The sequence below is a fragment of the Actinoalloteichus hymeniacidonis genome (genome assembly GCF_014203365.1).
Taxonomy (GTDB): Bacteria; Actinomycetota; Actinomycetes; order Mycobacteriales; family Pseudonocardiaceae; genus Actinoalloteichus_A; species Actinoalloteichus_A hymeniacidonis.
On sequence record NZ_JACHIS010000001.1, the window covers coordinates 3,944,458 to 3,970,809 of the forward strand.

Sequence of the window (26,352 nt, forward strand, 5' to 3'; positions counted from 1 at the left end):
GGCAATGAGCGTCGAGACGGTCCTCGAGAAGACTCCGAGAGATCTCTTCATCGGAGGCAGCTGGGTGCCCGCATCCGGCGGTCGCACCTTCGACGTCGACGATCCGGCCACCGGGGCGGTGCTGTGCTCGGTGGCCGACGCCACCGCCGCCGACGGGCGGGCCGCGCTCGACGCGGCGGTCGCCGCCCAACCGGGTTGGGCCGCGACACCGCCGAGGGAGCGCGGCGAGGTCCTGCGACGCGCCTTCGAGCTGCTGATGGCCCGACAGGACGATCTCGCGTTGTTGATGACCTCCGAGATGGGCAAACCGCTGGCCGACTCCAGGTCGGAGATCGCCTACGCGGCCGAGTTCTTCCGCTGGTTCTCCGAGGAGGCCGTCCGCATCGACGGCGGCTACCAGGTCGCGCCCAACGGCGCGGGCCGGTTCCTGGTGATGCGGCAACCGGTCGGGCCGTGCCTGTTCGTCACGCCCTGGAACTTCCCCATGGCGATGGGAACCCGCAAGATCGGGCCCGCCATCGCGGCGGGCTGCACCAGCGTGATCAAGCCCGCACACCAGACCCCGCTGTCGATGCTGGCGTTGGCCGCGATCCTGCAGGAGGCAGGACTACCCGACGGCGTCCTGAACGTGGTGCCCGCCGTGGCCGCAGGCGAGCTGATGGAGCCGTTGATCCGCGACGGTCGTGCCCGCAAACTCTCCTTCACCGGCTCCACCGCCGTCGGGAAGAAGCTGATCGAGCAATCCGCCGACCAGGTACTACGGGTCTCGATGGAGCTCGGGGGCAACGCGCCGCTGTTGGTCTTCGACGACGCCGACCTGGACAAGGCCGTGGACGGCGCGATGCTGGCCAAGATGCGCAACATGGGCGAGGCGTGCACCTCGGCCAATCGCATCTACGCCCAATCCGGCATCGCCGAGGAGTTCGGCAGGCGGCTGGCCGAACGGATGGCCGCGCTGCGGGTCGGTCACGGCATCGAGGACGGCGTCCAGGTCGGGCCGCTGATCGACGCCAAGGCCAGGACGAAGGTCACCGAGCTGGTCGACGACGCGGTCGAGCGGGGTGCGCGAGTGGTCCTCGGCGGCGGCGCGCCCACGGGCGAGGGCTATGCGGGCGGCTACTTCTACTCCCCCACCGTGCTGACCGACGTGCCGACCGACGCGAGGCTGGCGAACGAGGAGATCTTCGGTCCGGTGGCGCCGATCAGCGTCTTCGAGACCGAGGCGCAGGCACTGGAGTTGGCCAACAACACCGAGTACGGCCTGGTCAGCTACGTCTTCACCACCGACCTGGCTCGCGGCCTGCGTATGTCGGAGGGCTTGGAGACCGGGATGGTCGGGCTCAACCAGGGCATCGTGTCCAACCCCGCCGCGCCGTTCGGCGGCGTGAAGCACTCCGGCCTCGGCCGCGAGGGCGGCAGCACCGGAATCGATGAGTTCCTCGAGACCAAACTGGTCGCCATCGCACTGTGAACCAGGGTCGGCGGGGCCCGCTGCCCGAGCCCCGCCGACATCGGGTCGATCCGGTCGAACGCCACGCTCGGTCGGGGTCAGCGGTGGCGGGTCAGCCGCTCGACGGCCTCGGCCATGTGCGCTTCCAGACTGCTCAGCACCAGCGCCGCGTCGCCCGCCTCGATCGCGTCGACCAATCCGCGATGCTCGTCGATGGTGTCGCCGGAATGCCGTGTCGTGCCCTGCAACGCGAGCAGGCACATCCGGGTCTCCACGAGCAGTGTCTCCGCCATCCGCTCCAGCCGAGGGCTGCCGGAGGCCGACACCAGCGTCTGGTGGAAGAAGTGGTCGGCGTCGACGAGTGCGTCGGCATCGCCCGCAGCCGACGCGGCCGCCATCCCCGCGTGCGCCTTGCGAAGTCGCGCGACCGCCTCGACGCGATCCCCGCCGAGGATCAGCTCGCACGCGGCGCGCTCGATCGCGAATCGCGCCCGGTAGATGTCCCGCACGTCGGCATCGTCGAGGTCGATGACGAACAACCCCCGATGCGGCTCGCTGCGCAGCAGGCCCTCCTGCACGAGCCGTTGCATCGCCTCGCGTAGCGGGCCCCGACTCACCCCGAGCCTGCTCGCCAGGTCGATCTCACCCAACTGACCCCCGGGGGGAAGCTCACCCCTGGTGATCGCGGTGCGCAGCTGCTCCGCGACGATCTCGGCGGTGGATCTCCTGGTCAGCGGCCCGAGTCCGCCCACCGCCTGCCCAGTGTCGACGGTCACCATCGTTCACTCCGTTCTCCGGCCGGACAACACGCCCAACCCCTGTGGCGCTACCGCGTCCACCAGGCGAAGACCCTCCCACACACTCACCTGGTTGGCGGTCAGCACCGGCTTGCCCACCCGCGCGGTCAGCTCGTCGAGCAACAACGCGGTATGCAGCGCCGTGTCGGGGACCAGCACGGCCTCGGCGTCGGGATGATCATGTGCGGCCACGAATTCCAGCACATCGGCGCTGGAGAGCGTCCCGACCTCGGCCGCGGTCACGATTCCTCTGCTGGCCAGCGACGACACCTCGACGCCGTCGTCGGCGAGGAAGTCCACGAACCGCTCGGCCACATCGCCCGGATAGGTGGCCGCGACCGCCACCCGTCGCACGCCCAGCGCTCGTAAGGCCCGGACGAAGGCGAACGAGGTGCTCGATGCTGGCACGCCCGCCACCTCGGCAAGCTGTCGCACCTGCCGGGTGGCCCCCTCCACGCCGAAGACGAAGCTCCCGCTGGTGCACGCCCAGACCACGGCGCTCACGTTCTGCTGCCGCAGCCGCTCGGCGCCCGCCGCCAGGACCTCGGCGGAACCGATGTCCAGTAGGGCGTCGACCCGGTGTGCGTCCTCGCGCATCTCGGTGTGCACCAGCGGCAGGGCCACCTCGGCGCCGAGGATCCGTTCCAAGGTCGGATAGTCGTCCTCGGCGCTGTAGCCCGGGTACAGGAACCCCACAGTCACGGCCACGATGTCTCCGATCCTCACCCGACTAGATTGTCGACAATCCTACCGGGTCAGGCCGCAGGAAGCCGGGTCTGCCGCAGAAGCAGCTGCTCCGGTGCCACCGCCTCGCGGTCGAGGAGGCGCAACGCCGCCCACATCGTCACCTGATTCGCCGTCAGGACGGGCTTGCCGAGGATGCGTTCCAACAGCGGGATGATGTCGTAGGTCGGCAGGTTCGTGCAGCTGACGAACATCGCCTCGGCCTCGGGCCGGTCGGCGGCGCACACGATGTCCACCACCTCCCGATACGGCACCTTCCAGATCTGGTCGAGCAAGCCCAGGCCGCAGCAGGAGGCCACCTCGATCCCGTGCTCGGCGAGATAGGAGTCCAATCGTTCGTTGATCGGCCCGATATAGGGCGTGGCGACGGCGACCCGCCCGACGCCGAGCAGCCGCAGCGCCTCGACGAGCGCCCCGGAGGTCGTGACGGCGGCGGGAGCCCCGGCCTCCAGCATGATCGTGGTCAACGCCCGCTCCCCGACCAGGCCGTTGACGAAGGAACCGGACGTGCAGGCGTAGGCGATCACCTTCGGCCCCGGGGTCAGCAGATCCCGGGTGGCCGCGTGTACCGCCTGTTCATCGCTGATCATGGTGGCCATCTCGACGGTGACCGGCACCGGCACGAAGGGCACCCTGGTCGTGTGCAGGGTGACTCCCGCCGGTACCCAACGCCACAGTTCGCGATCGAGCGCGAAATCGAATGGGGCGACGATGCCGATCCCGTCATCCGGGTACGGGCCGTCGACCGCCCCGAGAACCTCGGGCGGCATGGCGTAGTCCCGGATCAGCCGGAGTGCCTGCGGTAGACCAGCCGCTCGCCGACCGCGCCGGAGCGCCAGACGTCGTTACACGCCTCGGCCATGGGTTGCAGTCCCTCGACGATCGTCGCGTAGACGTTGCCGGGCACCCAGCCGACGTCCCCGTTGAGCAACAGGTTGTTGCGCCCGTAGAAGATCGCGAGGTCGATCACGCCGGGCAGACCGTGGATGTTCTTCTCCTCTTTGAAGCGACGATCGAGCATGCCGCCCGCGAAGTCGAAATACACCACGTCACCGGGGATCGGCGTGACGGTCGGGTTCTCCAGACCCGGCGGCTCGGCCGCGAACCTGGGCACCATCGTGTACACCTCGTTGCGCGCGTACTTGGCGTGATGGATGTCGCCGCCCTGCGGTAGCGCCTGCCAGACGACCTCGCAGGTCAGCGGGGCATCCGCGTCCAACAGTTCGGCCACGCAGGACACGCCGCGTTTGGTGAGCTCGATCTCGATGTATCGGGGCATGGCGGAGACCTTTCGAACGGGTCGCGCTGCGGTCAGCTATAGGCGTTTCGAGGCGGGCCGACGTTGGCCTTGAGCTTCTCCGCGCGCCCTGCCCTATGGACGCCCATCGGTGCCGGTGCGGATTGTTGACAATCCTACGAGAGCTTTCTAGCGTGTCAATGCCCGAGCTGGTAGACCGATGGTCTCTTCGTGAACCGCCCCCGACCGACGGAGCCTGCTGCATGTCGCCACTCGTCCGCCCCGCCGTCGCCGTCCTGCACGATGGCCGCGATCCGCTGCCCGCCTCCGCCGAGCTCGACGAACTCGCCGAGGTCCGACCGGCCGAGGCGGACCGGCTCGCCGAGGTGCTGCCCGGCGCCGACGTGCTGTTGGCCTGGGACTTCTCCTCCGGTCAGGTCGAAAAGGCCTGGCAGGCCGCCGATTCACTGCGTTGGGTGCACTCGGCCAGCGCCGGAGTGGACCGGCTGTTGTTCCCCGGGCTACTCGACTCGGACGCGGTGCTCACCAATTCACGCGGGGTCTTCGACCAGCCCATCGCCGAGTACGTCCTGGGGTTGATCCTGGCCTTCGCCAAGGGGTTCGTCGAGACGATCGACCTGCAACGCCGGAACCACTGGCAGCACCGGGAGACCGAGCGCATCGCGGGCAGGCATGCGCTGATCATCGGCACCGGTCCCATCGGCCGTGCCACCGGCCGGTTGCTCCGCGCCGCCGGGCTGACGGTCGAGGGTGTGGGTCGCCGCCCCAGGCAGGCCGACGTGGACCTCGGGCTCGTCCACGCCAGCGAGAACCTGCTCGACGCGCTCCCCCGGGCCGACTTCGTGGTCTGCGCTGCGCCATTGACCCCCGCCACCCGAGGCATGATCGACGCAACGGCCTTCGCCGCGATGCGCCCCACGGCGCGGTTCATCAACGTGGGGCGGGGACCGCTGGTGGTGGAGGACGACCTGATCGCCGCGCTACGGGCGGGCTCCCTGGCGGGGGCGGCCCTCGACGTCGTCGCCCAGGAACCGCTGTCGCCGGAGTCGCCACTGTGGACCATGCCGAACGTGATCGTCTCGCCGCACATGTCCGGTGACGTCACCGGCTGGCGCGCGGAGCTGTTCGAGCTGTTCCTGGCCAACCTCCGCCGCTACCGCGCGGGCGATCCACTCGAGAACGTGGTCGACAAGAACCGGGGCTACGTCCCCACGGGATGAGGTTCGCCCGACCGGCGGACACACGGTTGAGAAAGCTCGACGATGAGGAGGCCGACGGTGGGCGAGGACGTGGCGGACTTGACCGCGCTGGAACTGCGAGCCGCCTTCGACCGGGGTGAGACCACGCCCCGAGCGGCGGCCGAGGCGGTGCTGGCCCGCATCGATCGACTCGACGAGCAGGTGAACGCCTTCTGCCTGCTCGACGAGCCGACGACGTTGGCGGCCGCCGACGCCGCCACCGAGCGGTTGCGACGGGGCGACTCGCGCGGTGCGCTCGATGGCATCCCGGTGTCCATCAAGGACGTGCTGCTCACCACCGGGTGGCCCACCCTGCGTGGTTCGCGGACCACCGATCCCGACCAGCCCTGGGACGCCGACGGGCCCTCGGTGGCGCGGCTACGCGAGCACGGGGCGGTGTTCGTCGGCAAGACCACCACCCCGGAGCTCGCCTGGAAGGGCGTCACGGACGGGCCGTTGACCGGTGTCACCCGCAATCCCTGGGACACCAGCCGGACGGCGGGCGGTTCCAGCGGTGGCGGTGCCGCGGCCGTGGCGCTGGGCATGGCCCCGCTGACGCTGGGCACCGACGGCGGCGGCTCGGTGCGCATCCCCGGCAGCTTCTGTGGAATCTTCGCGCTCAAGCCCACCTACGGACTGGTACCGCACTATCCCAGCAGCCCGTTCGGCACCCTGGCCCATGTCGGCCCGATGACCAGGACCGTCGCCGACGCAGCGCTGCTACTCGACGCGGTCGCGGTCCCGGACCCGCGTGACTGGTCCGCGTTGCCCGCTCCCACGGCGTCCTTCCTCGACGGACTGGACGCCGGAGTTCGCGGGCTGCGGATCGCCTACAGCCCCGATCTCGGCTACATCGAGGTGGATCCGGCGATCGCCGAGCAGGTCGCGGCCGCCGCCGCGGTGTTCACCGAACTCGGTGCCACCGTGGAGGAGGTCGGACCCGGATTCGCCGACCCGGTCGCCGATTTCCACACCCTGTGGTTCTCCGGTGCGGCGAAATCCCTGGAGACCCTGTCGAGGACACAGCTGGCCGAGCTGGACCCGGGGCTGCGCGAGATCGCGGAGCAGGGCGCGGGCTACTCGGCGTTGGACTATCTCACGGCCAATGCCTGCCGCGCCGCCCTCGGCGCCGTGATGGGCGATTTCCATCAGCGCTACGACCTGCTGCTCACCCCCACGATGCCCGTCGCGGCCTTCGAGGCGGGCATGGAGGTACCAGCCGGGTCGGCCGAGGCGCGGTGGACCAGCTGGACGCGGTTCACCTATCCCTTCAACATGACCCAGCAACCGGCCGCGTCGGTGCCCTGCGGGTTCACCTCCGACGGCTTGCCGATCGGCCTCCAGGTGGTCGGCCCCCGGCATGCCGACGCGATGGTGCTGGCTGCCTGCCACGCCTTCGAGCAGGCCCGACCGTGGCATCGGCGGCGTCCGCCCCTGCTCGCGGCGGGCTGATCACCTCACCGCTCGACTCGACCATCCTCCACGGTGGGAGGCGGTAGCGTCTCGGACGGCTGCGGTGCGGGATCCTCGGCGAGCACCGCTGACAACACCCGCATGCCCTCCTTCTCGATCGGGAAATGGCCCGCACCCGGTAACAGCACCAGCCGGGTGGGGGCGGTGATCCGCTCGAAGAACGGCAGGCTGAGTTCCACCGGCGTCCAACGATCCGCAGCCGGATGGGCCAGCACCAGCTCGGGTCCGGTGAAGTCCTCGGGTTCGACGCTCGGCACGGCGTCGAGATAGCTCTGCAGGAACCCCAGCGGCAACCGGTTCCCGCCGCCTCGCCGATCCCGGAGGACCAGGTCGACCAACGCAGGCTCGTTGCCGACCGCCCGCATGTTCGCCAGGAGACGCAACGGCAGCTCGATCCGTGCGAGCGGCCCGATCGCCGCGCGCAGCATAGGTCGCGCCATCGCGCCCAGCCACGGGGTTCGCGCGATACCCCGGCGAACACGCCGGTCGCGAGTGTCCAACAGGCAGGTGACGACCACGCGATCGGCGAGTCCGGTCCGCGCGGCGACCTCGTAGGCGATCATGCCGCCCATGCTCGCGCCGATCAACGTCAACGGACGCGGATCGCCGCGCCGCTCGGCACGGAGCAGGTCGCAGACCAGCTCGATCCAGGCCCCGTACCTCAGCGAGCCGCGCCGAGGCGCCTGCGTCCGACCGTAGCCGGGCAGATCCGGCACCAACACCTCGAAACCTCGACAGGCCAGCTGCGAGCTGACCGGCCACATCGTCGCCGAATTGCCGCCCACGCCGTGCACCAGCAGCGCCCGTCGAGGCGCATCGGGCTCGCCGACCCGTTCGAGGTGTACCGCCGGATCACGGCCGTGCCACCAGGTCGAGCGTCGGGTGGGCAACCGCTCGGGGCGAAGATCGTCGGCCAACAGCGCCAGATAGTCGTCATGCACACCGATAGTCTTGAAGCCCTGGACCGACTCCGACAACTCGCATTGGGGCGCTCGTCGACACTCCCCGCAAGATCCCTCGCCAGCAGCGTTCACGGGAGACCGTGGCGGTGGTGCTGGAGGCGGCTGCTCAGCTTTTCGATCGAAACGGCCTGGCCGCGACCACGAATCACATCGCCGAACGGGCCGGGGTGTCCATCGGAACGGTGTACCAGTACTTCCCACGCAAACAGGCCCTGCTGTACGCGCTGGCGGTCCAGCACGCCGCCGTGGCGACCGCACGACTGGACACGGTGTTCGCCGAGCTACGCGATCGGCAGCCGTCCTTCGAGGACCTCGCGAGCGTGCTCGCCTCGGAGCTGGTGGCGCTGCATGCGGCGCGGCCGAGGCTGCACGCCCTGATGCACCGCAACGCGCCGAGGGTCGCGGAGGGGGTCGCCGAGTTGCACGCCTTCGCCGACCGGACGATCGACGAGGTGTCCCACCACCTGATCCGCTGTGGACTGGGCGGCACGATGCCGGAGCTGGTGGCGGCGACACTGGTCCACGCCGTCGACGCACAACTGCACCGGGTACTGCTCGAGGCGCTGCCCGCACCGGCCGATCAGGTCGATCGACTGGTCGCGCTGATGCTCGCGGTCGCGGGTGCGGCACCGGAGCACCGACAGGCCTAGTCGGCGGGCCTGGCAGCGGATCGCTTTCGCATCGGCGGTTCGATGCAGTCGGTGCCGCGCGCCGAGAGCCGCGTCGCACGGCAGGCAGGACTCTGTTGCCGAGGCAACAGGGCTGGAACAATCAGCGGACCCGGACCCGATCCAGGGATGCGCCGCACAAGCCGCGCCGGTCCACCACAGCGCCCGCGATATGCACGCGGGCTCGATTCCACCGAGAGAGGCCTCTTCGACATGGGTAGGAAGCACGACTACGAGATCACCGTGCAGTGGACCGGTAACAGCGGGCCGGGCACCTCGGGCTACCGCGCCTACAGCCGCGACCACGACATCACGGCGTCGGGCAAGACGACGATCCAGGCCAGCGCCGACCCGGCGTTCGTCGGCGACCCGCAACGCTGGAATCCCGAGGACCTGTTGGTGGCCTCGCTCTCCGAGTGCCACATGCTCAGTTATCTCTCGTTGTGCTCGCGAGAGGGTGTCGTGGTCGTCGACTACACCGACACCGCCCGAGGGACGATGGAGGAGTCCGCGCGGACCGGCGGCCGGTTCGTCGAGGTCGTCCTGGCACCCGTGGTCACGGTCGCGGAGGCGGGCTTGGTCGCCAAGGCCGAGGAGCTGCACGAGCGGGCCCACGAGGTCTGTTTCATCGCGAACTCGGTGAACTTCCCGGTTCGGCACACCCCGACCATCCGGGTCGAGGGCGCATGAACAGCTGAGCAGCCGACTTCGGACCGGGGCGCACCGTCTGCCCCGACACCGCAGGGGTCGCCCGTGCTCGACTTCGCGGCCGACCACCGAGCGACGCGCTCCGGTCCCGGTCGGCGAGGCCCACGCCCGTCGGCTCCGGGGTCAGCGCGGCATCAAGCTGGTCATGACGTGTTTGAACCGCGTGTAGTCGTCCAAGCCGTGTCGCGAGACCCCGGTCCCGTGTCCGGAATGCCGAAAGCCGTTGTGCGGCATCTCGGGCACCACGCTGCCGTGTGTGTTGATCCAGACGCTTCCGAAGGACAGCGCCGAGGACACTCGGGCGGCCAAGGCGTTGTCCGCGGTCCACACACTCGCCGCCCGGCCGTAGCGGACGCCGTTGGCCAGGGTGAGCGCCTCCTCGACGTCGGTGAACCGCTGGACGGTCAGCACCGGACCGAACACCTCGTTCTGGACCACCTCGTCGTCCTGGCGGACACCCGCGATCACCGTGGGCCGCAGGAAGAATCCCGTCTCCCGGGTACGACCTCCGGTCGTCAAGACATCGGCATGATCGGGCAGTCGATCGAGGTAACCGTTGACCTGTTCGAACTGGGTGAGATTGTTCAAGGGCCCGTAGTCGGCAGAGACGTCCTGAGGCGGCCCGGTGCGCAGGGCCTGCGCTCGCGTGACGATCTCGGCCACGAGTTCCTCGTAGACGGTTTCCGCTGCGAGGATCCGCGTCGCCGCCAGACAGTCCTGCCCGCCGTTGGCGAACGCGGCCCGCACCAACCGCGCCGCCGTGTCCGGGATGTCCACATCGGCGAAGACGACGGCGGGTGCCTTGCCGCCCAATCGGAGATGAACGCGCTTGAGATCGGAGGCGGCCGAGCCCGCGACCTCCATTCCCGAGCGCACCGAGCCGGTCAAGGCGATCAGCCTCGGCGCCTCGTGTGCCACCATCGCGCGCCCGGTGTCCCGGTCGCCACAGAGGACGTTGAGCGTGCCCGGCGGGAGCACTGAGGCGGCGTGCTCGGCGAGGAGCAGGCTCGTGGTCGGAGTCGTCTCGGCCGGTTTGAGCACCACCGCGTTGCCTGCCGCGAGCGCCGGGGCGATCGAGGCCGCCGCGAAGACCAGCGGATGACTGTGCGGCGTGACCTGCGCGCACACTCCCAACGGCTCGCTGTGCAGCATCGAGGAATGTCCCGGCACGTACTCGCCACTGGCCGTGCCGTCCAGTACCCGGGCGGCCCCGGCGAAGAAGCGGATCTGGTCGACGGCCTGCGGTAGTTCATCCTCCACGACCTGCCGCACCGGTTTACCGGTGATCGCGCATTCGGCGAACACGAAATCCGCGGCGGCGTCCTCGACCGAGTCCGCCAAGCGCAGCAACGCACGTTGCCGTTGGGCCGGCGTGGTGCTCGCCCAGGTCTCGTGCGCACGTTCGGCCTCACGCATGGCGGCATCGACGTCGGGCCAGCGACTCAGCGGTGCGTCGCCGACCTCCTGGGCGGTGCTGGGATCGATCAGGGTCGTCGTCGATCCGTCCACCGTGTCGACATACTCGCCGCCGACGAAGTTACGCAGCATCGCCAGGTCGTCCACTGTCGAATCCGCCCATCCCGGGTTGCGCCGAGGCGCAGGTGGTCACTCCGTCTCGCCCGCCGCCTTGTGCACGGCATCGACCAGCAGACCGAGCTCGCCACCCGCGTGGGCCAACCGTTCGGCCACCACACTGGCATGTCCCGAGAGATCCCCCCCGTAACCGGTGCTGCGCAACCACTGGGTGATTCCGTCCAAGCCGTCGGCGGCACCGGTCACGGCGGCGGCCAGGCCCGCCACGATCCGCTCGATATCGGAGAGACTGTGCAGCGCATTGGTGTCCGAGAGCTGGTCGCCCAGCTGGCGGGCGGCTTCGCCGACTTCTTGTGCGACATCTGCGGGGGGCATCGCGTCGTTCCTATCGACGTCCTTGGCCCCGCGCCGCGGACCGGTGCGCGGGACCGGCTTGTAGCGGCCGGCCCTACCCGTCTGTCGTTCCCGGTGCGTGGAGGCATCCATGAGTTGCGAGGGTAGTCCCCTTCGGCCCCTTCGTGTGCAGACTCCCGGGCCACCGATGATCGGCGAGTCGGGGGTCATCATGATCACTCAACGTGATATTCCGTGCTCAGTCGTCGCGGCGTCATCTCTCCGACACCGAGTGGACGGCGCGTCCGGTCCTGAATCGACATCTCGATGTGTTGGGACACGCAGTCCGCCGGATCGTCGGTCGGCACCCGGCGGACGCGCTCATTCTCCGGGCTCGGCCCCGGGTTCCCGGCCTGCGCCGAGTTCCGGGCCTGCCGACGACTTCAGCGCGCCCAGGCCCGAGACCGGGCTCGGCACCTCCTTCCGGGCGACCTCCTCGGCGGCGCGGACCGCTTCGGCGACCTTGGGGTCCGATGAGGTGTCGAACCAGCTCGCGATCGACTCGTCCTGTTGTTCCGGGCGCGATTCCGGGATGTCCTCGGTCGGCGGCTCGTAGCGGAACACGCCGTCCTCCCCCGGCGCACCGAGCATCCTGGCGAACCCCTCCAGCGACTTGTTGAAGTCACTGGGGATCACCCACACCTTGTTGGCGTCGCCCTGCGCCATCTGCGGCAAGGTCTGCAGGTACTGGTAGGCAAGCAGTTCCGGGGTCGGCTTGCCCGCCTTGACCGCCGCGAAGACCTTCTCGATCGCCTTGGCCTGTCCCTGCGCTTGGAGGAATCGGGCCGCGCGATCACCCTGGGCCCGCATGATCGTGGCCTGCCGGTCGCCCTCGGCTTCGAGGATCGCCGCCTGCTTGGCGCCCTCGGCCCCCAGGATCTGCGATTGCTTCTGGCCTTCCGCGGTCTTGATCGCGGCCTCTCGCTCGCCCTCCGCAGTGAGGATCATGGCGCGCTTCTCCCGGTCCGCGCGCATCTGCTTCTCCATCGAGTCCTGGATGGACGGCGGCGGGTCGATGGCCTTCAACTCGACCCGGGCCACCCGGATCCCCCATCGCCCGGTCGCCTCGTCCAGCACACCCCGCAGCTGGCCGTTGATCTGATCACGCGAGGTCAGCGTCTGCTCCAGGGTCATCCCACCGACCACATTGCGCAGCGTGGTGGTGGTCAACTGCTCGACGCCGATGATGTAGTCGGAGATCTCGTAGACCGCCGCACGGGGATCGGTGACCTGGAAGTAGACCACCGTGTCGATGGACACCGTGAGGTTGTCCTCGGTGATCACCGGTTGCGGTGGGAACGAGACCACCTGTTCTCGGAGGTCGATCCGCTGCCGGACCCGGTCGAAGAACGGCACCAGGAGGTTCAGGCCGGGTGCGGCCACCGCATGGAACCTGCCGAGTCGCTCGATCACGGCGGCGGACGCCTGGCCGATCACGAGCACCGCCTGGGAGACGATGGCCACGATCAACAACAGGATCACGGCGAACACGATGGCAGTCGTCATTTGATCAAGACCCTCCACTGTAGAACGGGACGTTCGACGCCGGTCGTCTCGTTCATGGCGCTTCCCAGACGACGGCCGTCGCCCCCGATATCTCCATGACGGTGACCACGCGATCGACTGCCATGACCTGGGTCGGGTCAAGGCTGCGCGCGGACCAGACCTCACCTGCGAGCCGGACCTGTCCGCCGGTCGCGCTGACCTCCGACAGGACGGTCGCCTGCTCTCCGATGAGTGCCTCGGCGTTGGTCTTCACGAGCTCGCCCCGGTTCAGGCGTCGGCGCAGCGCCGGCCGAGCCAGTGTCACCAGGCCGACCGAGAACACTCCGAACACGGCCAGGTCGACCCAGAGCGGCATCCCGAGCCCTGCGGAGATCGCGGCCAACAGCGAGCCGAGCCCGAGCATCAACAGGACGAGCTCGCCGGAGACGACCTCGGCAACGATCAGCAGCGCTCCCACGATGACCCAGATCAGGGCTGCCATACCGTCCATGGTGGCAGAACACTCACCGACCGGTGTGACGAGAAGCACTGCCGCAACGAGAGCGTGATCTCAACCGAGTGCGATCACCGAGGACTCGAGGATCGCCCGGCCGCGCTCACCTGCCCCGTCGCCGGGGCGTGATCAGGAGGCGCCCGGTTCGGTCACGAAGTCGATGAGACGTTCCACCGCGCCGAGCAACGGCGCTTCCAGATCGCGATATCCCTCGACCGAGGCCAGCACCCGGCGCCAGCCGTCGGCAGGCTCGCCCCAGCCGAGTTCGGCGCAGACCCCGGCCTTCCACTCGGTGCCCCGCGCGATCACCGGCCAGGCCGGGATCCCGAGCGACGCGGGCCGAACCGCCTGCCAGATGTCGACATAGGGGTGGCCGGTGATCAGGACGTGCGGCGAGTCGATGGCGGCGACCAGCCTGGACTCCTTGCTGCCGGGAACCAGATGATCGACCAGCACCCCCACCCGTCGATGCGGTCGCGGATCGAACTCGGCGAGCGCGTCGGCGAGGAGATCGACACCCTGCAGGGGCTCGACCACCACCCCCTCCACGCGCAGGTCGTGTCCCCACACCCGCTCCAGCAACTCGGCGTCGTGCAGGCCCTCCACCCAGATCCGACTGGCCCGAGCCGTCCTGGCCCGTCGAGTCTCGGCCCGCACCGAACCGGAGGCCGAGCGCGCCGGACCAACGGGGGCGGCGGTGCGCGGCGGGACCGTCAACGTCACCGGTTCGCCCTCGAGCAGGAAACCTCCGGGGTGCAGTGGGAAGACCCGTCGGGCACCGTGGCGGTCCTCCAGCGTCACGCCGTTGCGATCGCAGTGGACCACCGCGCCGCAGAATCCGGCGAGATCCTCCACCACCAGATCGTTCGTCGCCGGGACCTCGCGGGGCGGCGCGGGTCGGCGACGCCCGTCGAGGACGCCGTGCCGGTAATCGGCGTTGCTGTACCGGGAAGTCACCCGGCGACCTTACGACCGCCCCGGGCGGTGGTGCATCCACCGACCCTCGTGCGCCCGCCGGGGGAGGGCAGGTAACCTCCCTCGTCGTGCCATGCCCCAGTGCGACGATCGTGACCTGGACCTCGGCTTGGCTGCGAGGAGCAGCCGCCGCTGACGACGTGTTAGACGCGCTACGTGTCTGGGCACAGGCGCACGAGGTGCGTGCCGCCGACCAGCACACGGCCGCGATCGCCGACCTCCCCGGACCGGACGAGCAGGCCGTCGCCCCCGCGATGCTGCTCGCCACGTTGCGTCGCTTCCCGGCGACGACCGCCCGGCTGGTGCTCCCCGTCGCGGGAGACGTGCGCGGGCTCGGCGGGCCCGGCCGCTTCGCCGAGGACGCCCTGCGAGTCGGCGAGGCAGCGCTGTTCCCCGAGGCCGGGCTGGCGTTGGTGCCCGACATCGGCCCGGAGGGACTGATGTGGTGGACCGTCCACACGCTGCCCGAGATGATGCCGCCCGTCGAATATCACCCGATCGGCGAAGCCGAGCATGGGCTCGCCGCAGCCATGCGGCAGGCCGCGACGGCGCTCACCGAACTCGGAGTCGCCAGGCGGCGCCCGGGCGTCCGCGAGGAGATCGCCGAGGCGTTGGCATCGCGCCCGATGCCGGATTGGCCGGAGGGCATGCCGCAACGGGCCCTGCGGGTTCTGGAGCGGGCCGCCGAGGTCGCCGCGATCCTGGACGTCGCGGGCCGCGATGCGCCCGGCGGGGCGTTGTCGGCCTCCGCCGCGCGGGCCAGGGACGAGGCACTGCGCCCGATCAAGGCAGCGGTGCGCGCGGCCAGAATGACGGCGGTGGACGACGCCGCCCGTATCCTCAGTGAGCGTGCCGAGAAACACTGATCATCGCGATCCGGTTCGACAACGGCGTCGGCCCACGATCGGCGAACGCAGGCCCATGAGGCGCGTGGGCCCTCGATCACCGGGAAGGACGGCTCAGTTGTCCGACGAGGGCTCACATCCACGCCGTCGGCAGGCGGCCGACATCGTCGACTGGTCGGATCGCGCGATCGTGGCCATCAGAGCCACCGACACCGACCAGCTCCACCGCGTCGTGACCGAGGTCCTCGGCGCCGATCGACTCACTCCGCTGTTGCGGCACTGGACCGACACGATCGTCCGATTCGCCGAGCATGACGAGACCGGCGGTGTGCATGCGCCGGCACCGCCTCTGACCGGCGACAATCGAGAGCTCTGGATGCACGCGGTCGCCGAGTTGTTCAGCGCCACCGCAGCGGGGGACGAGACCGCCGCGCAGCGGATCTGCTCCGGAATCGCGGCGTGGTCGGATGCCGACCAGGAGGCGCTGGCCGAGACCTTCGCCCGGGTGGTGAGCAGCGCGATCTCGCCCTTCGCCGTGCCATCGCACTACGTGGTCCTCAGTCAATGGCTGTCGACCGGCGCACGAGGTCGGTACGACGAGAAGCTGGTCCGCGACATGGCGTTGGTCGTCACCAGGATGTGGTTGGACGACGGCACACCAGGGGCGACGGCGGCCGGGGCGCTGCTGACCACGACCGAGCGGCTCCAGGAGGCGGTGACCCTGCTCGCCCGCACCCTCGGTTCCCGGTTGGCGCCGGGCGCGCAGGTGGTCACCCGCGTGATCGGGGTCGATGCCGCCGACCACAGCGACGACCTGGACGCCGCCACCGAGGATCCCTCGACGGTGCTGGATCCGCGCAGGCGGGCACTGCTCTACGCGGGGCGCGCGGTGCGGGACATGGCCAACGGCGAGCCGGATCGGGTGGCCGCCGACCTGGAGTCCATCGGGGACGATCGGGAGATGTTGGGGATCGTGGTCCTCTCGCTGGCCTACATGTTCCGGACCACGATCCTGCGGATGGCCCCCGACATGGGCGGCCCCGCAGCCCGGTGAGACACCCGGCGCAGTGCGCCGGTCCTAGGCGTCGACGGTGACCGGGGTCTGCCGGGCCGGCCTGCGAGCCGGGGCGCAGCAGTCGGTGGCGCACCAGGCGCCGTTGACCGTGCAGCCCTCGGCGGGCAACTCCGACATCCGCCGCACCGGTGCCCCGTCCGTCAGCTCACGGATCAACTCGACGATCAGCTCCGCGAACCTGTTGTCGGTGCCGGGCGCCGCCGCTCGGGCGAAGCCCATGCCGAGTTCCTCGGCGCGCTGCCTGGCCTCGTTGTCCAGGTCCCAGATCACCTCGAGGTGATCGCTGACGAAGCCGATCGGACAGACCACCACGGCCTGGGCGCCCGAGGTGTAGAGCGTGTCGAGGTGGTCGACGATGTCCGGCTCCAGCCACGGAACCTGAGGCGGGCCGGAGCGCGACTGCCACACCACGTCGTACTCGTCGATGCCCAGCTCGGCCGCCACCAACCGGGATGCCTCGAACACCTGGCGCGAGTACAGATGTCCGCCCAGCGCGGGCGGTCCCGCCGAGGCGTCCGCCGACTCCGGCACCGAGTGGGCGGTGAACACCAGCCGTGCCCGCTCCCGTTGCGCGACGGGCAGTTCGGCGAAGGCCCGCCTGACTCCGTCGGCGAAGGCGGCGACGAACAGCGGGTGATCGAAGAACTGTCGTAGTTTCACCAGCTCGGGCGCGGCGTCGCCCACGGCGGTCCGCGCGCGAAGGATGTCCTCGTCGTACTGCCTGCACGCCGAGTACCCGCCGTAAGCGCTGGTGGCGAACACCAGGGCGCGACGAACGCCGTCCGTCGTCATCCGCTCGACGGTCTCCTCCACCATCGGATGCCAGTTGCGGTTACCGAAGTAGATCGGCAGGTCGAGCCCGCCTCGATCCAGCTCGGCACGCAACCGGCCGATGATGTCCCTGTTCAACGCGTTGATCGGCGACACGCCGCCGAAGTTGTGATAGTGCTCGGCCACCTCGTCGAGCCGTTCGGCCGGGACGCCCCGACCTCGGGTGACGTTCTCGAGGAACGGCCGGACGTCCTCCGGGCCCTCCGGCCCGCCGAAGGACAGCAGAAGCACCGCGTCGAAGGGGATGCGCTCGTCGGTCACCCCGCCATTGTCTCCCCGCCGGTTCCCGGCCGACCGGCGGCCCCGGTCGCCGGGTCCACCGGCACCGGGGCATCGGCCCACAGGATGTTCTTCGCAGGTCGACAGGTCTTTCTCAGAAGCCGACCGCGTGGAAACCGCCGTCGGCCATCACCATCGAGCCGGTCGTGACCGGCAGCCAGTCCGACAGCACCGCCGCCACGGTCTTGGCCACCGGCGTGGCGTCCTCGACATCCCAGCCCAGCGGTGCCCGACCGCTCCAGCCCTGCTCGAGGTCGACGAAACCGGGGATCGACTTCGCGGCCATGGTGCGCACCGGACCCGCCGAGACGAGGTTCACGCGGATCTGCCGGGGGCCCAGGTCCCTGGCCAGGTATCGGGTGGTCGATTCCAGCGCTGCCTTCGCCACACCCATCCAGTTGTAGGCGGGCCACGCCTGCCGCGCGTCGAAGTCCATCCCGACGATCGAGGACCCCGCCGACAGCAACGGCAGCGTCGCGACCGACAGCGACTTCAGCGAGTACGCCGAGACCTCGACGGCGGTGGCGACGTCGGACCACGGCGCCTCGAGGAAGTCGCCGCCCAGGCAGGAGGCCGGACCGAAGGCGATCGAGTGCACCACCCCGTCGAGGCCGTCGACATGCTCGCCGACTCGATCGGCCAGGGTGTCCAGGTGTTCCTGGTTCGTCACGTCCAGCTCGACGACCGGTGCGGGCTGCGGCAGTCGGCCGGCGATGCGCTGCACCAGGCTCATCCGACCGAAGCCGGTGAGTACCACCTGAGCGCCCTGTTCCTGGGCGATCTTCGCGACGTGGAAGGCGATCGATGCGTCGGTGATGACACCGGTGACGAGCAGTCGTTTGCCCTCGAGCAGTCCGCTCACTTCGTTCCTCCTAGTTGATGGGCGTGCATGGGTGGTCGACTCGGCGCGGTCCCGAGGTATCGCGGTGCGATGGACGCCCTGGCCGGTAGGCGGTATCGCGTTGCGCTCTCGGCGAGCGCAACGCGCGCGGGCGACCGGTTCTCGCTCCGGCGACAGCCGACGGCGGGCGCGGCGATCTGCGAGCCCGCCCGGGATCACATCGGGGTCAGTGCCCCATGCCGACTCCGCCGTCGACGGGCAGCACCGCGCCCGTGACGTAGGAGGCCTGGTCGGATGCCAGCCAGGTCACCGCGGCGGCGATCTCCTCCGGCTTGCCGAAGCGGCCGATGGCGGCCTGACCGAGGATCTCGGCCTTGCGCTCCTCGGAGACCGTGTCGGCCATGTCGGTGTCGACGAATCCGGGAGCGACCACGTTGGCGGTGATGTTGCGCGAGCCCAGTTCCCTGGCGATGGAACGCGCCATGCCCACCAGTCCCGCCTTGCTGGCCGCGTAGTTCACCTGGCCGGGTGAGCCGGACAGGCCCACCGCCGAGGAGATGAACACCATCCGGCCCCAGCGCTTGCGCAGCATCGCGGACGCCGCCTGCTTGGCGACGCGGTAGGCGCCTGCGAGGTTGGTGTCGACGACCTTGTTGAAGGTGTCCTCGTTCATGCGGAGCAGCAACGTGTCCGAGGTGATGCCCGCGTTGGACACCAGCACCTCGACGGGGCCGTTCACGGCGGCGATCTCCTTGAAAGCCGCCTCCACCTGCGCGCCATCGGTGACGTCGCACCGAACGCCGAGAAGTCCCTCGGGGACCTCGGAACCCCGGTGGGTCACCGCGACCTTGTCGCCCTGTGCGGCGAACGCCTGGGCGATCGCCAGCCCGATACCTCGGTTTCCTCCGGTGACCAGAACCGACCGTGCCAAGAAAAGCTCCTCTGTTAGGTGCCGGCCTCGCCCCGGCGCCCGACCAACGCTATCGGTTGGCCTCGACCACCCTGTTCACCACCGTCGACGGCACAGCAGGCCGGGTTTTGTTCACAGGGAACGTTGACCGATCAGCAGTGAGGCGGCTCCGGCCAGCAACGCGCTGATCGTCCCGAGCACGAACCACGGACGGGAGGCGTCCCGCTGCTCCAGCTGGTAGCCGATCTGCTCGCCCAGCGTGTCGTACACCCGACGCAGTTCCTCGGCGCTGGCCGCCTTGTGGAACTCGCCGCCGGAGATCTCGGCGATCTCCTGCATCGTCAGGTCGTCGACGGGAACCGGCACCGGTTCGCCCTCGATCTCGACCTGTCCGCCGTCGGTTCCGAAGGAGATCGTCGAGATCGGGACCTCCCGGTCAGCGGCGTCCTGCGCGGCGACCAACGCGTCCATGCCCACGGTGCTCTTGCCATCGGTCATCAACACGATACGGGCGGGCGGCGGTCCCTCGGCGCCGCCGACCACGCTGCCGAAGGTGTCGATGGCGGCCAACGAGGCGGTGATCCCCTCGCCGGTCGCGGTCGCCTCGGCCACGTCCAGACCGTCGATCGCCTGGGTCACGGTGTCGCGCTCGGTCGTCGGCGGGACGAGCACCGTGGCCGAACCGGCGAAGGAGATCAGTCCGATGTTGACGCCGGGCGTCATATCGGCGACGAAGCTGGTGGCAGCGGCCTTGGCAGCCGCCAGCCTGCTGGGCTCGATGTCGGTGGCATTCATCGACATGGACACGTCGATCGCCAACATCACCGTGGCGCGGTTGCGGGGCACCCGTTGTTCGGAGGTCGGTCCCGCCATCCCGATGGTCAGGAAGATCAGCGACACCCCGAGCAGCACCGGCGCCAGGTGTCGCCTGCGTCGGTTACGAGCCGGGGCGACCTTCTCCAGCAGCTCGAGATTGGCGAATCGCAGCGTGTCACGGCGACGGCGGCGCATGGCCAGCACATAACCGACGACCAGTGCCGCGATGAGCAGCAGGAGCAGGAACCACCACGGTTCCACGAAGCCGCGCAACGACGGCATCAGGTGACACCTCCCGACCAACGGCGTTTGCGCGATACGACGAAACGGACGATGTCGGCCACCCAGTCGGAATCGGTGCGCAGCGTCAGATGCGCACAGTTGGCCCGCCGCAGCCCCATGGCCACCTCGTGGCGGTGGGCACTCGCGGCGGCCGCGAACTCCCGCCGCAGCAGCGGCGTGGTCTCGATCTCGCGTTGTCTGCCGGTCTCGGGGTCGGCCAGCACGACGGTTCCCACGTCGGGCAGCTCGATGTCCCTGGGGTCGATCACCTCGACGGCGATCAGATCGTGCCGCAGGGACAGTGCCCGCAGCGACCGTTGCCAGTGCAGCGGCCCGAGGAAGTCGGAGATCATCACCACCAGGCCCCGGCGACGCGGCGGCCTGCGCAGTTCCTCCAACGCGGTCACGACGTCGCCCCGCTCCCCCTCGGCCGCCCGAGGGGTCTCGGCGACCCGTCGGACCAGGCTTCGCGTATGCGGCAGCCCGCCCCTGGCCGGAATGCGCACCAACCGGTCGCCGGTGGAGACCACCGCCCCGATCCGGTTTCCGCCGCCCCTGGTCAGGTGGGCTATCGCCGACACCGCTGCCACGGCGAGCTCCCGCTTCTCACAGTTGACCGTGCCGAAGTCGAGGCTGGCCGACAGGTCCAGGGCCAACCAGGTCTCCAGCTCCCGATCCGCGACCGTCTCCCGGAGATGCGGCTGGGTGGTGCGTGCGGTGACCGCCCAGTCCATCCGCCGCACATCGTCGCCGGGCTGGTAGAGCCGGGCCTCCCCCGGTTCGCTGCCCGGTCCCGGCACCAGGCCGAGGTGGTTGCCCTGCAGCAGACCGTCGAGTCTGCCTCGGACGCTGAGCTCCATCGTGCGCAGCGCCGCCTCGAGTCGTCCGCCGCTCAGGGAGGGTGGCGCCCAGGACGGACGGTCCGCCGTCGGCTCGGCGGCTTCGTGCGGCGAGTCCGCCGTGCGCCGCCCGATCACGGATGTCCCGGGGCTCCAGCCGCCGCGGGAACGCCCTGCGCCCCGCCAGACGACTGTGGCCGGGCGGAGACCTGCGGCAACGGCACCGTCTGCAATGCCCGGTTGATGATGTGCTCGACGGGGACCCCGTCGGCCAGCGCGTCGTAGGACAGAACCAGGCGATGCCGCAGCACGTCGGCCGCCACGTCCACCACGTCCTGCGGCAGCACGTAGTCCCGGCCTCGCAACAGTGCCAACGCCCGCGCCGCGGCCACCACGCCGAGCGTGGCCCGGGGCGAGGCGCCGTAGGCGATCCACTCCGCGACATCGCCGAGACCGTGCTCGGCGGGCGACCGGGTGGCCACCACCAGGCGCACGACGTAGTCGACCAGCGAATGGTGCACGAACACCCGGGAGGTCACCTCTTGGAGGCGGATCAGCTCCTCCGGCGTCAGCACCTGCTGGACCTCGGGCCGCGACACCCCCATCCGGTAGACGATCTCGCGCTCCTCCTCCGGCGAGGGGTACTCGACGAGGATCTTGAGCAGGAAACGGTCGCGCTGTGCCTCGGGAAGCGGGTAGACACCCTCGTTCTCGATCGGGTTCTGCGTCGCGAGCACCAGGAAGGGCTTGGGCATCGGGAAGGTCTTGCCACCGATCGAGACGTGGCCTTCGGCCATCACCTCCAGCAGCGCCGACTGAACCTTGGCGGGCGCCCTGTTGATCTCGTCGGCGAGCACGAAGTTCGCCACGACGGGACCGAGTTCGACGTCGAAGACCTCCCGGCCCTGTCGGTAGATGCGGGTGCCGAGGATGTCGGCGGGCACCAGGTCCGGGGTGAACTGCAACCGCGAGTACGCGCCGCCGACCACCTGGGCGACGGTCTCCACCGCGAGGGTCTTGGCGACGCCGGGGACTCCCTCCAGCAGCAGGTGCCCCTTCGCCAACAGACCGACCATCAACCGCTCGACCAGTCGGTCCTGACCGACGATCACCCGTTTGATTTCGAACAGGGTCCGTTCGAGCAGCTGTGCGTCGCGGGCAGGCGTGGGCGGGGCCTGACTCGAGAAAGTCTGATCGGCGGGCCCGGCATCGGTCACTGTCGACAACCTCCTACGGGAAACGGCGTACGACCGCCAGTCTCCGCCATCGTGTCCCGCCTGCGGACGCCAGGGGGCGCCGTCGTCGCCCCGGCACGGGAGCAGACCATCAAGACGGTATGGGCTCGGTGAAGATCGCTGGGTGTCACCCGGCGGGGTGCAAGGCCCGTCACCGGGGACGCCCTCCAGTATCCGGGTCGGTACCTGCTCGGAGACGGCGTAGGTCCTCCGGCGTGTCGATGTCCCAGGCCTCGTCGGCGCACGCGGCCACCTCGATGACCGAGGACGAACCCAGTACCGACCGCAGGGAGACACCGTGGGGCGAGGCAGGCAGTGTCGCGCGCAGCGCCGGCAGCCGCCAGCACGAGACCAGCCATTGGCGTCTGCCGGTCGCATCGACGAGCACCGCGCCGTCGGCGTCCGGCGTGGCCCGCAGCGCCGCGCGCAGCCGGTCGCCGGTATCGGCACTCGGCGCGGCCTGGTCGCCCGCATACAGCAGCACCCGATCAGCCGGGACGAGTCCAGGGCAGGAGTCGACGGCGGCGACCTCGGTCAACCGCCGCAGCCCGGCGGACAGGGCCGCCACCGGCCCCCCGAGGGGTGGTTCCTCCCTGGTCCAGTGCACCTCGGACTCGGTCGGGATCTCCGGTCCCACGACCACCACCGGCCGACTGCCGCGCAACGCCCGCAGGACGCGATCCAGCAGGGTGCGGCCGCCCACCATCAGCCCGGGCTTGTGCACGCCGCCGAGCCGCCGACCGCCGCCGCCCGCGAGCACGATTGCGGCGACGGAGTCCTGTTCCCCGCCGTTCATCGGCGCCGTCCTCGGTCCGCCCGGTCCGGCGAGGAGAACGAGGTCCGAGTCTTGGTCGCGTCGTGCCCGCAGCCGAGGCCGAGGAAGCCTCGCACCGCGCCGGATCCGCACCGTTGCATGGCTCGACACGGTAGCGGTGCCGATCACCGTCCGGTGACGAGTCGCGTGTCGGGGTCCGCCGCCGTCCGCAGCGGTCCAGCGGATCTCCTGCGTGTCATCCCGACGGCCACGAGCACGACGACCATGCCCAGCACGACTCGAATCCCGAGTTCCTCGCCCAGGACGATCGCCCCCAGGGCAACCGAGACGACCGGCAGCAGATATCCCACCGCGGCGGTATTGGTGGCGCCCTCGTCCGCGATCATCCGGTAGGTCAGCGCGAAGGTGATCCCGGTGCAGAACACGCCGAGTACCAGGACGGCGATCAGGATCACCGGGCTGAGCGCAACGGGCGGCCAGCCACTCGCCGGGAGGGTCACCGTGGTCAACCCGGTCGCGACGAGGAGTTGCGCGGCGGCAAGGGCGATCGCAGGCGTGCCGCGCCCGACGAGATGCCGCCCCATGTAGACGAAGCCGATGGCGTAACCAACCGCCGCCACCACGATGGCAAGGGCGCCCCAGCTCACCATGCCGTCCTGCTGCCATGGCGCGAAGATCAACAGGATCCCGACGAAACCGAGTCCGAGCCCGCCCAATCTGATCGGCCGCAGGTCGCGCTCCGCGCCGATCACGATGCCGATCACCAGCGACCACAGCGGTGTCGTGGCGTTCAGAACGCCCGCCACGCCCGAGTCGACCGTCTGTTGTCCCAGGCTGAACATGGCGAAGGGCAACGCATTGCAGAAGAACGCCGCCACCAGCAGATGCCCCCAGGTGGCCCGGTCTCGCGGCAGCCGTAGCCGGGACACGGCACACCAGACGATCAGGACGATCGTGCCGAGGGCACAGCGGACGAGGGTGACCTGCACCGGGGCGAGCCCCTCCAGAGCCACCGAGATCCACAGGAACGTCGAACCCCAGAGCAGGGCCAACACCCCCATCCGCGCCACGGCTGCCGCTCCACCGGTTGCACTGGTCACTGTCGCCTCCTCGTCGATGTCCTCCCACGATGAGGCCGAACACTCTTCAGAAAAAGCGAAAAGATCTGCACATACCGTTAAGCTTCCCTTCATGCTAGATGTGCGGCGAATGCAGATCCTGCGAGCGGTCGTCACCAGTGGATCGATGACCGAGGCCGCTGCGAATCTCGGCTACACGCCCTCTGCGGTGAGTCAACAGATCGCCGCGCTGGAACGGGAGGCGGGCATCGTCTTACTCGAACGGGTGGGGCGCGGGGTCCGCCCGACGGCAGCGGGCCTGCTGCTCACCGAGCACGCCGCCGTCATCAGCCGCGATGTCGCAGAAGCAGAGGCGGCGCTGGCCGAACTCCGAGCAGGGCGCACCGGGCGGTTGGTGGTCCGCTATTTCTCCACGGCGGGCGTCGCGCTGGTCCCGCCCGCCCTGGCTCGGCTACGCCGCGAGTTTCCCGGTGTCCGGGTCGACCTGACCCTGATCGATCCCGCGGATCCGCTGCCGGACGTCGAACGGGGCGACGCCGACCTGGCCGTCGTCGTCGGCGGACGCACTCGGCCCCGTGATGGCGTCCGACTGGTGCCGCTGCATGACGACCCCTACCGTGCGGTGCTGCCCCGAGGACATCGACTCGCGGACAAACGCGTACTCGACCTCGCCGATCTCGCAGACGAGCCGTGGGTGGGCACGGAGTGGCGGGCCGGACGGTGTCTGGAGATCATGCTGGCTGCGTGCGCCACTGCGGGTTTCAGTCCGAACTTCGCCGTGGAGAGCGACGATTACGCCACCGCCCAGGGCTTCGTGGCCGCAGGACTGGGGGTCAGCCTCATTCCCCGCCTCGGTCTGGGGACCCGGCATCCCGGTGTCGTGGTGCGCAGGGTCCGCAAGCCGGAGCCGATCCGCTCCATCTATGCGGCGGTGCGGGAGGCCTCGGCGACCGATCCCGCGCTGCGTGCACTGATCGACGCGTTGCGCGCGGCCGCACCCGAGTGACGAGTCGGTCGGGCACCGTCGACGTCGTCGCATCGCACGGCCGCAGCGACCCAAGCCCGCCCTGGAGCAGGTGTTCTCTCCGCCTACTCCGGTTTCGGATCACCGCTCGGAAGCAGGTTCTCCACCGTGTCGGCCGCCGAGGCGGCTCCGCCGGATTCCGCGATCTCGCCGCGCATCCAGGCCAGCCGGTCCCGTATCCCGGGGTCGTGCATGACGCCGTCCACGGCCTCCCACAACGCCTCGGCGGTCAGCACCTCCGGGTCGAGCGCGCGCCCGAGCCCCAGATCGACGATCCGGTCGGCGTTGGCCCGCTGCTCGGCCATCTGCGGCAGCGCCACCATCGGCACGCTGTGGCTGAGGCTCTCCATCGTGCTTCCCATGCCCGCATGCGTGACGAACGCCTGAGCGTGTCGTAGCACGGCCAACTGCGGCACCTGTCGGTGAATCTCGACATTCGGTGGCACCGGGCCGAGCAGTTCGCGGTCCACATCGCCGATCGCCATGACGATCTGCCCTGGTCGGTCGGCAGCGGATTCGAGGACCATGCGGTAGAACTCGGGGCGGGCGTTATAGGCCGTGCCCAAGGCGATCAGGGTGACCGGCGATGCGGTGGGCTGCCAATCGGCTTGGAAGCTCCGTTCCGTCAGCATCGGTCCGACGAACTGGAAAGTACCGCCGAAGGTGTCGCCCTCGTATTGGAATGCCCTGGGCAACAAGACCAATCGACTTGTCGCCTCGTCCCCGTTGAAGAAGCGGCCGATGCTGGTCACACCCTCACTGCGCAAGAACCTGGCGATCCGCGCGGTCTGCAAGAGGAACCGTGGACTGAACGGATTGATGGTCGTGTAGTTCTTCGCCATCGACCATTCCGCGTTACTCACGAAGTTGGGCCAGGTCTCCACCGAGGGCACCTGCCAGCGCTGCGCGAGAATCCGGCCCCACCACGCCAGCGTGCCGTCGTGCACGACGAGGTCGGGCCGTTCGACCTGGGCCGCGACCGGCAGAATCGCCTTGGTCTCCTCCAACAGCAGTCGCATGGCCCTGACCAGTTCCTTGCCGTGCATCTGTGGTACCTGCTGGGCTTGGTCGTGCGCTTTCCAGGTGGAGACGGTCGGGTGGTGCTCGGCGCCCGTCTCCAGGATGCGATCGGCGTATTCACGCGGTGCGCAGTAGATCACGCGGTGACCTCGGCGTACGAGTTCGGTCACCAGGCCGAGGGTCGGGTTGATATGCCCGGCGCCTGCCGGGCCGAAGAACGCGATCAGTGCCACCCGAGCATGCTATGGCAGCGTGGTCGAGGAATCGGCGAGAACGAGGAAGGAACCGGTGGGACCGAACTGA

Annotated in this window: 27 protein-coding genes; 8 read left to right on the top strand and 19 right to left on the bottom strand. The window is 69.7% G+C overall.

Going from position 1 to position 26,352, the window contains the following annotated elements:
• Window positions 1-4 precede the first annotated feature (4 nt).
• The gene (locus BKA25_RS16235) at window positions 5-1,471 is read left to right on the top strand and encodes an NAD-dependent succinate-semialdehyde dehydrogenase (protein WP_069848611.1); all 1,467 of its coding nucleotides are present in this window, start codon (window positions 5-7) and stop codon (window positions 1,469-1,471) included.
• A gap of 77 nt (window positions 1,472-1,548) precedes the next feature.
• Here BKA25_RS16235 and BKA25_RS16240 read toward each other — a convergent pair whose 3' ends face one another.
• From BKA25_RS16240 to BKA25_RS16255, 4 genes are read right to left on the bottom strand one after another with little or no spacing between them, the layout of a single operon-like run.
• Complete coding sequence (locus BKA25_RS16240; RefSeq protein WP_069848610.1) at window positions 1,549-2,229, bottom strand: GntR family transcriptional regulator; 681 nt, start codon at window positions 2,227-2,229, stop codon at window positions 1,549-1,551.
• A 3-nt stretch (window positions 2,230-2,232) separates the two neighbouring features.
• Window positions 2,233-2,955, bottom strand: coding sequence for a maleate cis-trans isomerase family protein (locus tag BKA25_RS16245; protein ID WP_157421034.1), 723 nt, complete (start codon window positions 2,953-2,955; stop codon window positions 2,233-2,235).
• A 47-nt stretch (window positions 2,956-3,002) separates the two neighbouring features.
• Window positions 3,003-3,761 carry a maleate cis-trans isomerase family protein gene (locus BKA25_RS16250; protein WP_069848608.1) on the bottom strand — a complete coding sequence of 253 codons (759 nt, stop codon included), beginning with the start codon at window positions 3,759-3,761 and terminating at the stop codon, window positions 3,003-3,005.
• Window positions 3,762-3,775: 14 nt separating this feature from the next.
• The gene (locus BKA25_RS16255) at window positions 3,776-4,270 is read right to left on the bottom strand and encodes a DUF3830 family protein (protein WP_069848606.1); all 495 of its coding nucleotides are present in this window, start codon (window positions 4,268-4,270) and stop codon (window positions 3,776-3,778) included.
• Window positions 4,271-4,491: 221 nt separating this feature from the next.
• On the opposite strand from BKA25_RS16255, the gene BKA25_RS16260 reads away from it, so the two are divergent.
• Both BKA25_RS16260 and BKA25_RS16265 read left to right on the top strand, forming a co-directional pair.
• Window positions 4,492-5,469, top strand: coding sequence for a D-2-hydroxyacid dehydrogenase (locus tag BKA25_RS16260; RefSeq protein WP_069848605.1), 978 nt, complete (start codon window positions 4,492-4,494; stop codon window positions 5,467-5,469).
• Window positions 5,470-5,511: 42 nt separating this feature from the next.
• Complete coding sequence (locus BKA25_RS16265) at window positions 5,512-6,939, top strand: amidase (protein WP_069848603.1); 1,428 nt, start codon at window positions 5,512-5,514, stop codon at window positions 6,937-6,939.
• Window positions 6,940-6,944: 5 nt separating this feature from the next.
• On the opposite strand, the gene BKA25_RS16270 is transcribed toward BKA25_RS16265, so the two are convergent.
• Window positions 6,945-7,901 carry an alpha/beta hydrolase gene (locus BKA25_RS16270; protein WP_084643633.1) on the bottom strand — a complete coding sequence of 319 codons (957 nt, stop codon included), beginning with the start codon at window positions 7,899-7,901 and terminating at the stop codon, window positions 6,945-6,947.
• Window positions 7,902-8,002: 101 nt separating this feature from the next.
• On the opposite strand from BKA25_RS16270, the gene BKA25_RS16275 reads away from it, so the two are divergent.
• Window positions 8,003-8,572: a TetR/AcrR family transcriptional regulator gene (locus tag BKA25_RS16275; RefSeq protein WP_236750681.1), complete on the top strand. Its 570-nt coding sequence runs from the start codon at window positions 8,003-8,005 to the stop codon at window positions 8,570-8,572.
• 231 nt (window positions 8,573-8,803) lie between these two features.
• The gene (locus BKA25_RS16280) at window positions 8,804-9,280 is read left to right on the top strand and encodes an OsmC family protein (RefSeq protein WP_069848598.1); all 477 of its coding nucleotides are present in this window, start codon (window positions 8,804-8,806) and stop codon (window positions 9,278-9,280) included.
• Window positions 9,281-9,421: 141 nt separating this feature from the next.
• Here the strand turns inward: BKA25_RS16280 and BKA25_RS16285 are convergent, their stop codons facing one another.
• The 5 genes from BKA25_RS16285 to BKA25_RS16305 all read right to left on the bottom strand — a co-directional run bounded on the left by BKA25_RS16285 (window position 9,422) and on the right by BKA25_RS16305 (window position 14,180).
• Window positions 9,422-10,852 carry an aldehyde dehydrogenase family protein gene (locus tag BKA25_RS16285; RefSeq protein ID WP_216637857.1) on the bottom strand — a complete coding sequence of 477 codons (1,431 nt, stop codon included), beginning with the start codon at window positions 10,850-10,852 and terminating at the stop codon, window positions 9,422-9,424.
• 51 nt (window positions 10,853-10,903) lie between these two features.
• Window positions 10,904-11,206 carry a hypothetical protein gene (locus BKA25_RS16290; protein ID WP_157421033.1) on the bottom strand — a complete coding sequence of 101 codons (303 nt, stop codon included), beginning with the start codon at window positions 11,204-11,206 and terminating at the stop codon, window positions 10,904-10,906.
• 339 nt (window positions 11,207-11,545) lie between these two features.
• The gene (locus tag BKA25_RS16295; RefSeq protein ID WP_069848594.1) at window positions 11,546-12,730 is read right to left on the bottom strand and encodes an SPFH domain-containing protein; all 1,185 of its coding nucleotides are present in this window, start codon (window positions 12,728-12,730) and stop codon (window positions 11,546-11,548) included.
• A 52-nt stretch (window positions 12,731-12,782) separates the two neighbouring features.
• A complete protein-coding gene (locus BKA25_RS16300) occupies window positions 12,783-13,211 on the bottom strand; it encodes an NfeD family protein (protein ID WP_069853557.1) in 429 nt (142 codons plus the stop codon).
• Between the two features lie 141 nt (window positions 13,212-13,352).
• A complete protein-coding gene (locus BKA25_RS16305) occupies window positions 13,353-14,180 on the bottom strand; it encodes a DUF3097 domain-containing protein (protein ID WP_069848592.1) in 828 nt (275 codons plus the stop codon).
• An 86-nt stretch (window positions 14,181-14,266) separates the two neighbouring features.
• On the opposite strand from BKA25_RS16305, the gene BKA25_RS16310 reads away from it, so the two are divergent.
• A complete protein-coding gene (locus tag BKA25_RS16310) occupies window positions 14,267-15,064 on the top strand; it encodes an Rv1486c family protein (protein ID WP_069848590.1) in 798 nt (265 codons plus the stop codon).
• Between the two features lie 97 nt (window positions 15,065-15,161).
• A complete protein-coding gene (locus tag BKA25_RS16315) occupies window positions 15,162-16,097 on the top strand; it encodes a hypothetical protein (protein ID WP_069848588.1) in 936 nt (311 codons plus the stop codon).
• Window positions 16,098-16,121: 24 nt separating this feature from the next.
• Here the strand turns inward: BKA25_RS16315 and BKA25_RS16320 are convergent, their stop codons facing one another.
• The 8 genes from BKA25_RS16320 to BKA25_RS16355 all read right to left on the bottom strand — a co-directional run bounded on the left by BKA25_RS16320 (window position 16,122) and on the right by BKA25_RS16355 (window position 23,987).
• On the bottom strand, window positions 16,122-17,195 hold the full coding sequence (locus BKA25_RS16320) for a ferrochelatase (protein WP_069853556.1): 1,074 nt from the start codon (window positions 17,193-17,195) through the stop codon (window positions 16,122-16,124).
• Window positions 17,196-17,322: 127 nt separating this feature from the next.
• On the bottom strand, window positions 17,323-18,090 hold the full coding sequence (gene fabI / locus BKA25_RS16325) for an enoyl-ACP reductase FabI (protein WP_069848586.1): 768 nt from the start codon (window positions 18,088-18,090) through the stop codon (window positions 17,323-17,325).
• 205 nt (window positions 18,091-18,295) lie between these two features.
• Window positions 18,296-19,000, bottom strand: coding sequence for a 3-oxoacyl-ACP reductase FabG (fabG, locus tag BKA25_RS16330; RefSeq protein WP_069848584.1), 705 nt, complete (start codon window positions 18,998-19,000; stop codon window positions 18,296-18,298).
• A gap of 111 nt (window positions 19,001-19,111) precedes the next feature.
• A complete protein-coding gene (locus BKA25_RS16335; RefSeq protein ID WP_069848582.1) occupies window positions 19,112-20,077 on the bottom strand; it encodes a VWA domain-containing protein in 966 nt (321 codons plus the stop codon).
• Window positions 20,077-21,054 carry a DUF58 domain-containing protein gene (locus BKA25_RS16340; protein WP_236750678.1) on the bottom strand — a complete coding sequence of 326 codons (978 nt, stop codon included), beginning with the start codon at window positions 21,052-21,054 and terminating at the stop codon, window positions 20,077-20,079. Before BKA25_RS16340 ends, BKA25_RS16335 begins: the two co-directional genes overlap by 1 nt.
• Complete coding sequence (locus BKA25_RS16345; RefSeq protein WP_069848580.1) at window positions 21,051-22,133, bottom strand: AAA family ATPase; 1,083 nt, start codon at window positions 22,131-22,133, stop codon at window positions 21,051-21,053. The genes BKA25_RS16340 and BKA25_RS16345 overlap by 4 nt, the downstream gene beginning before the upstream one ends.
• A gap of 169 nt (window positions 22,134-22,302) precedes the next feature.
• On the bottom strand, window positions 22,303-22,947 hold the full coding sequence (mobA, locus tag BKA25_RS16350) for a molybdenum cofactor guanylyltransferase (protein WP_069848578.1): 645 nt from the start codon (window positions 22,945-22,947) through the stop codon (window positions 22,303-22,305).
• Window positions 22,948-23,090: 143 nt separating this feature from the next.
• Window positions 23,091-23,987, bottom strand: coding sequence for a DMT family transporter (locus tag BKA25_RS16355; RefSeq protein WP_084643631.1), 897 nt, complete (start codon window positions 23,985-23,987; stop codon window positions 23,091-23,093).
• A 130-nt stretch (window positions 23,988-24,117) separates the two neighbouring features.
• On the opposite strand from BKA25_RS16355, the gene BKA25_RS16360 reads away from it, so the two are divergent.
• Window positions 24,118-25,011: a LysR family transcriptional regulator gene (locus BKA25_RS16360; RefSeq protein WP_069848574.1), complete on the top strand. Its 894-nt coding sequence runs from the start codon at window positions 24,118-24,120 to the stop codon at window positions 25,009-25,011.
• Between the two features lie 83 nt (window positions 25,012-25,094).
• Here BKA25_RS16360 and BKA25_RS16365 read toward each other — a convergent pair whose 3' ends face one another.
• On the bottom strand, window positions 25,095-26,282 hold the full coding sequence (locus BKA25_RS16365; RefSeq protein WP_069848572.1) for a macrolide family glycosyltransferase: 1,188 nt from the start codon (window positions 26,280-26,282) through the stop codon (window positions 25,095-25,097).
• Window positions 26,283-26,352 lie beyond the last annotated feature (70 nt).

Excerpts from the sequence above, each read along its gene's own strand:
- BKA25_RS16290 (WP_157421033.1), bottom strand. The coding sequence starts at position 11,206 with ATGCCCCCCGCAGATGTCGCACAAGAAGTCGGCGAAGCCGCCCGCCAG.
- mobA (WP_069848578.1), bottom strand. The coding sequence starts at position 22,947 with ATGAACGGCGGGGAACAGGACTCCGTCGCCGCAATCGTGCTCGCGGGC.
- BKA25_RS16255 (WP_069848606.1), bottom strand. The coding sequence starts at position 4,270 with ATGCCCCGATACATCGAGATCGAGCTCACCAAACGCGGCGTGTCCTGC.
- BKA25_RS16300 (WP_069853557.1), bottom strand. The coding sequence starts at position 13,211 with ATGGCAGCCCTGATCTGGGTCATCGTGGGAGCGCTGCTGATCGTTGCC.
- BKA25_RS16265 (WP_069848603.1), top strand. The coding sequence starts at position 5,512 with ATGAGGAGGCCGACGGTGGGCGAGGACGTGGCGGACTTGACCGCGCTG.
- BKA25_RS16235 (WP_069848611.1), top strand. The coding sequence starts at position 5 with ATGAGCGTCGAGACGGTCCTCGAGAAGACTCCGAGAGATCTCTTCATC.
- BKA25_RS16295 (WP_069848594.1), bottom strand. The coding sequence starts at position 12,730 with ATGACGACTGCCATCGTGTTCGCCGTGATCCTGTTGTTGATCGTGGCC.
- BKA25_RS16360 (WP_069848574.1), top strand. The coding sequence starts at position 24,118 with ATGCTAGATGTGCGGCGAATGCAGATCCTGCGAGCGGTCGTCACCAGT.
- BKA25_RS16260 (WP_069848605.1), top strand. The coding sequence starts at position 4,492 with ATGTCGCCACTCGTCCGCCCCGCCGTCGCCGTCCTGCACGATGGCCGC.
- BKA25_RS16280 (WP_069848598.1), top strand. The coding sequence starts at position 8,804 with ATGGGTAGGAAGCACGACTACGAGATCACCGTGCAGTGGACCGGTAAC.
- BKA25_RS16335 (WP_069848582.1), bottom strand. The coding sequence starts at position 20,077 with ATGCCGTCGTTGCGCGGCTTCGTGGAACCGTGGTGGTTCCTGCTCCTG.
- BKA25_RS16250 (WP_069848608.1), bottom strand. The coding sequence starts at position 3,761 with ATGCCGCCCGAGGTTCTCGGGGCGGTCGACGGCCCGTACCCGGATGAC.
- BKA25_RS16240 (WP_069848610.1), bottom strand. The coding sequence starts at position 2,229 with ATGGTGACCGTCGACACTGGGCAGGCGGTGGGCGGACTCGGGCCGCTG.
- BKA25_RS16355 (WP_084643631.1), bottom strand. The coding sequence starts at position 23,987 with ATGGGGGTGTTGGCCCTGCTCTGGGGTTCGACGTTCCTGTGGATCTCG.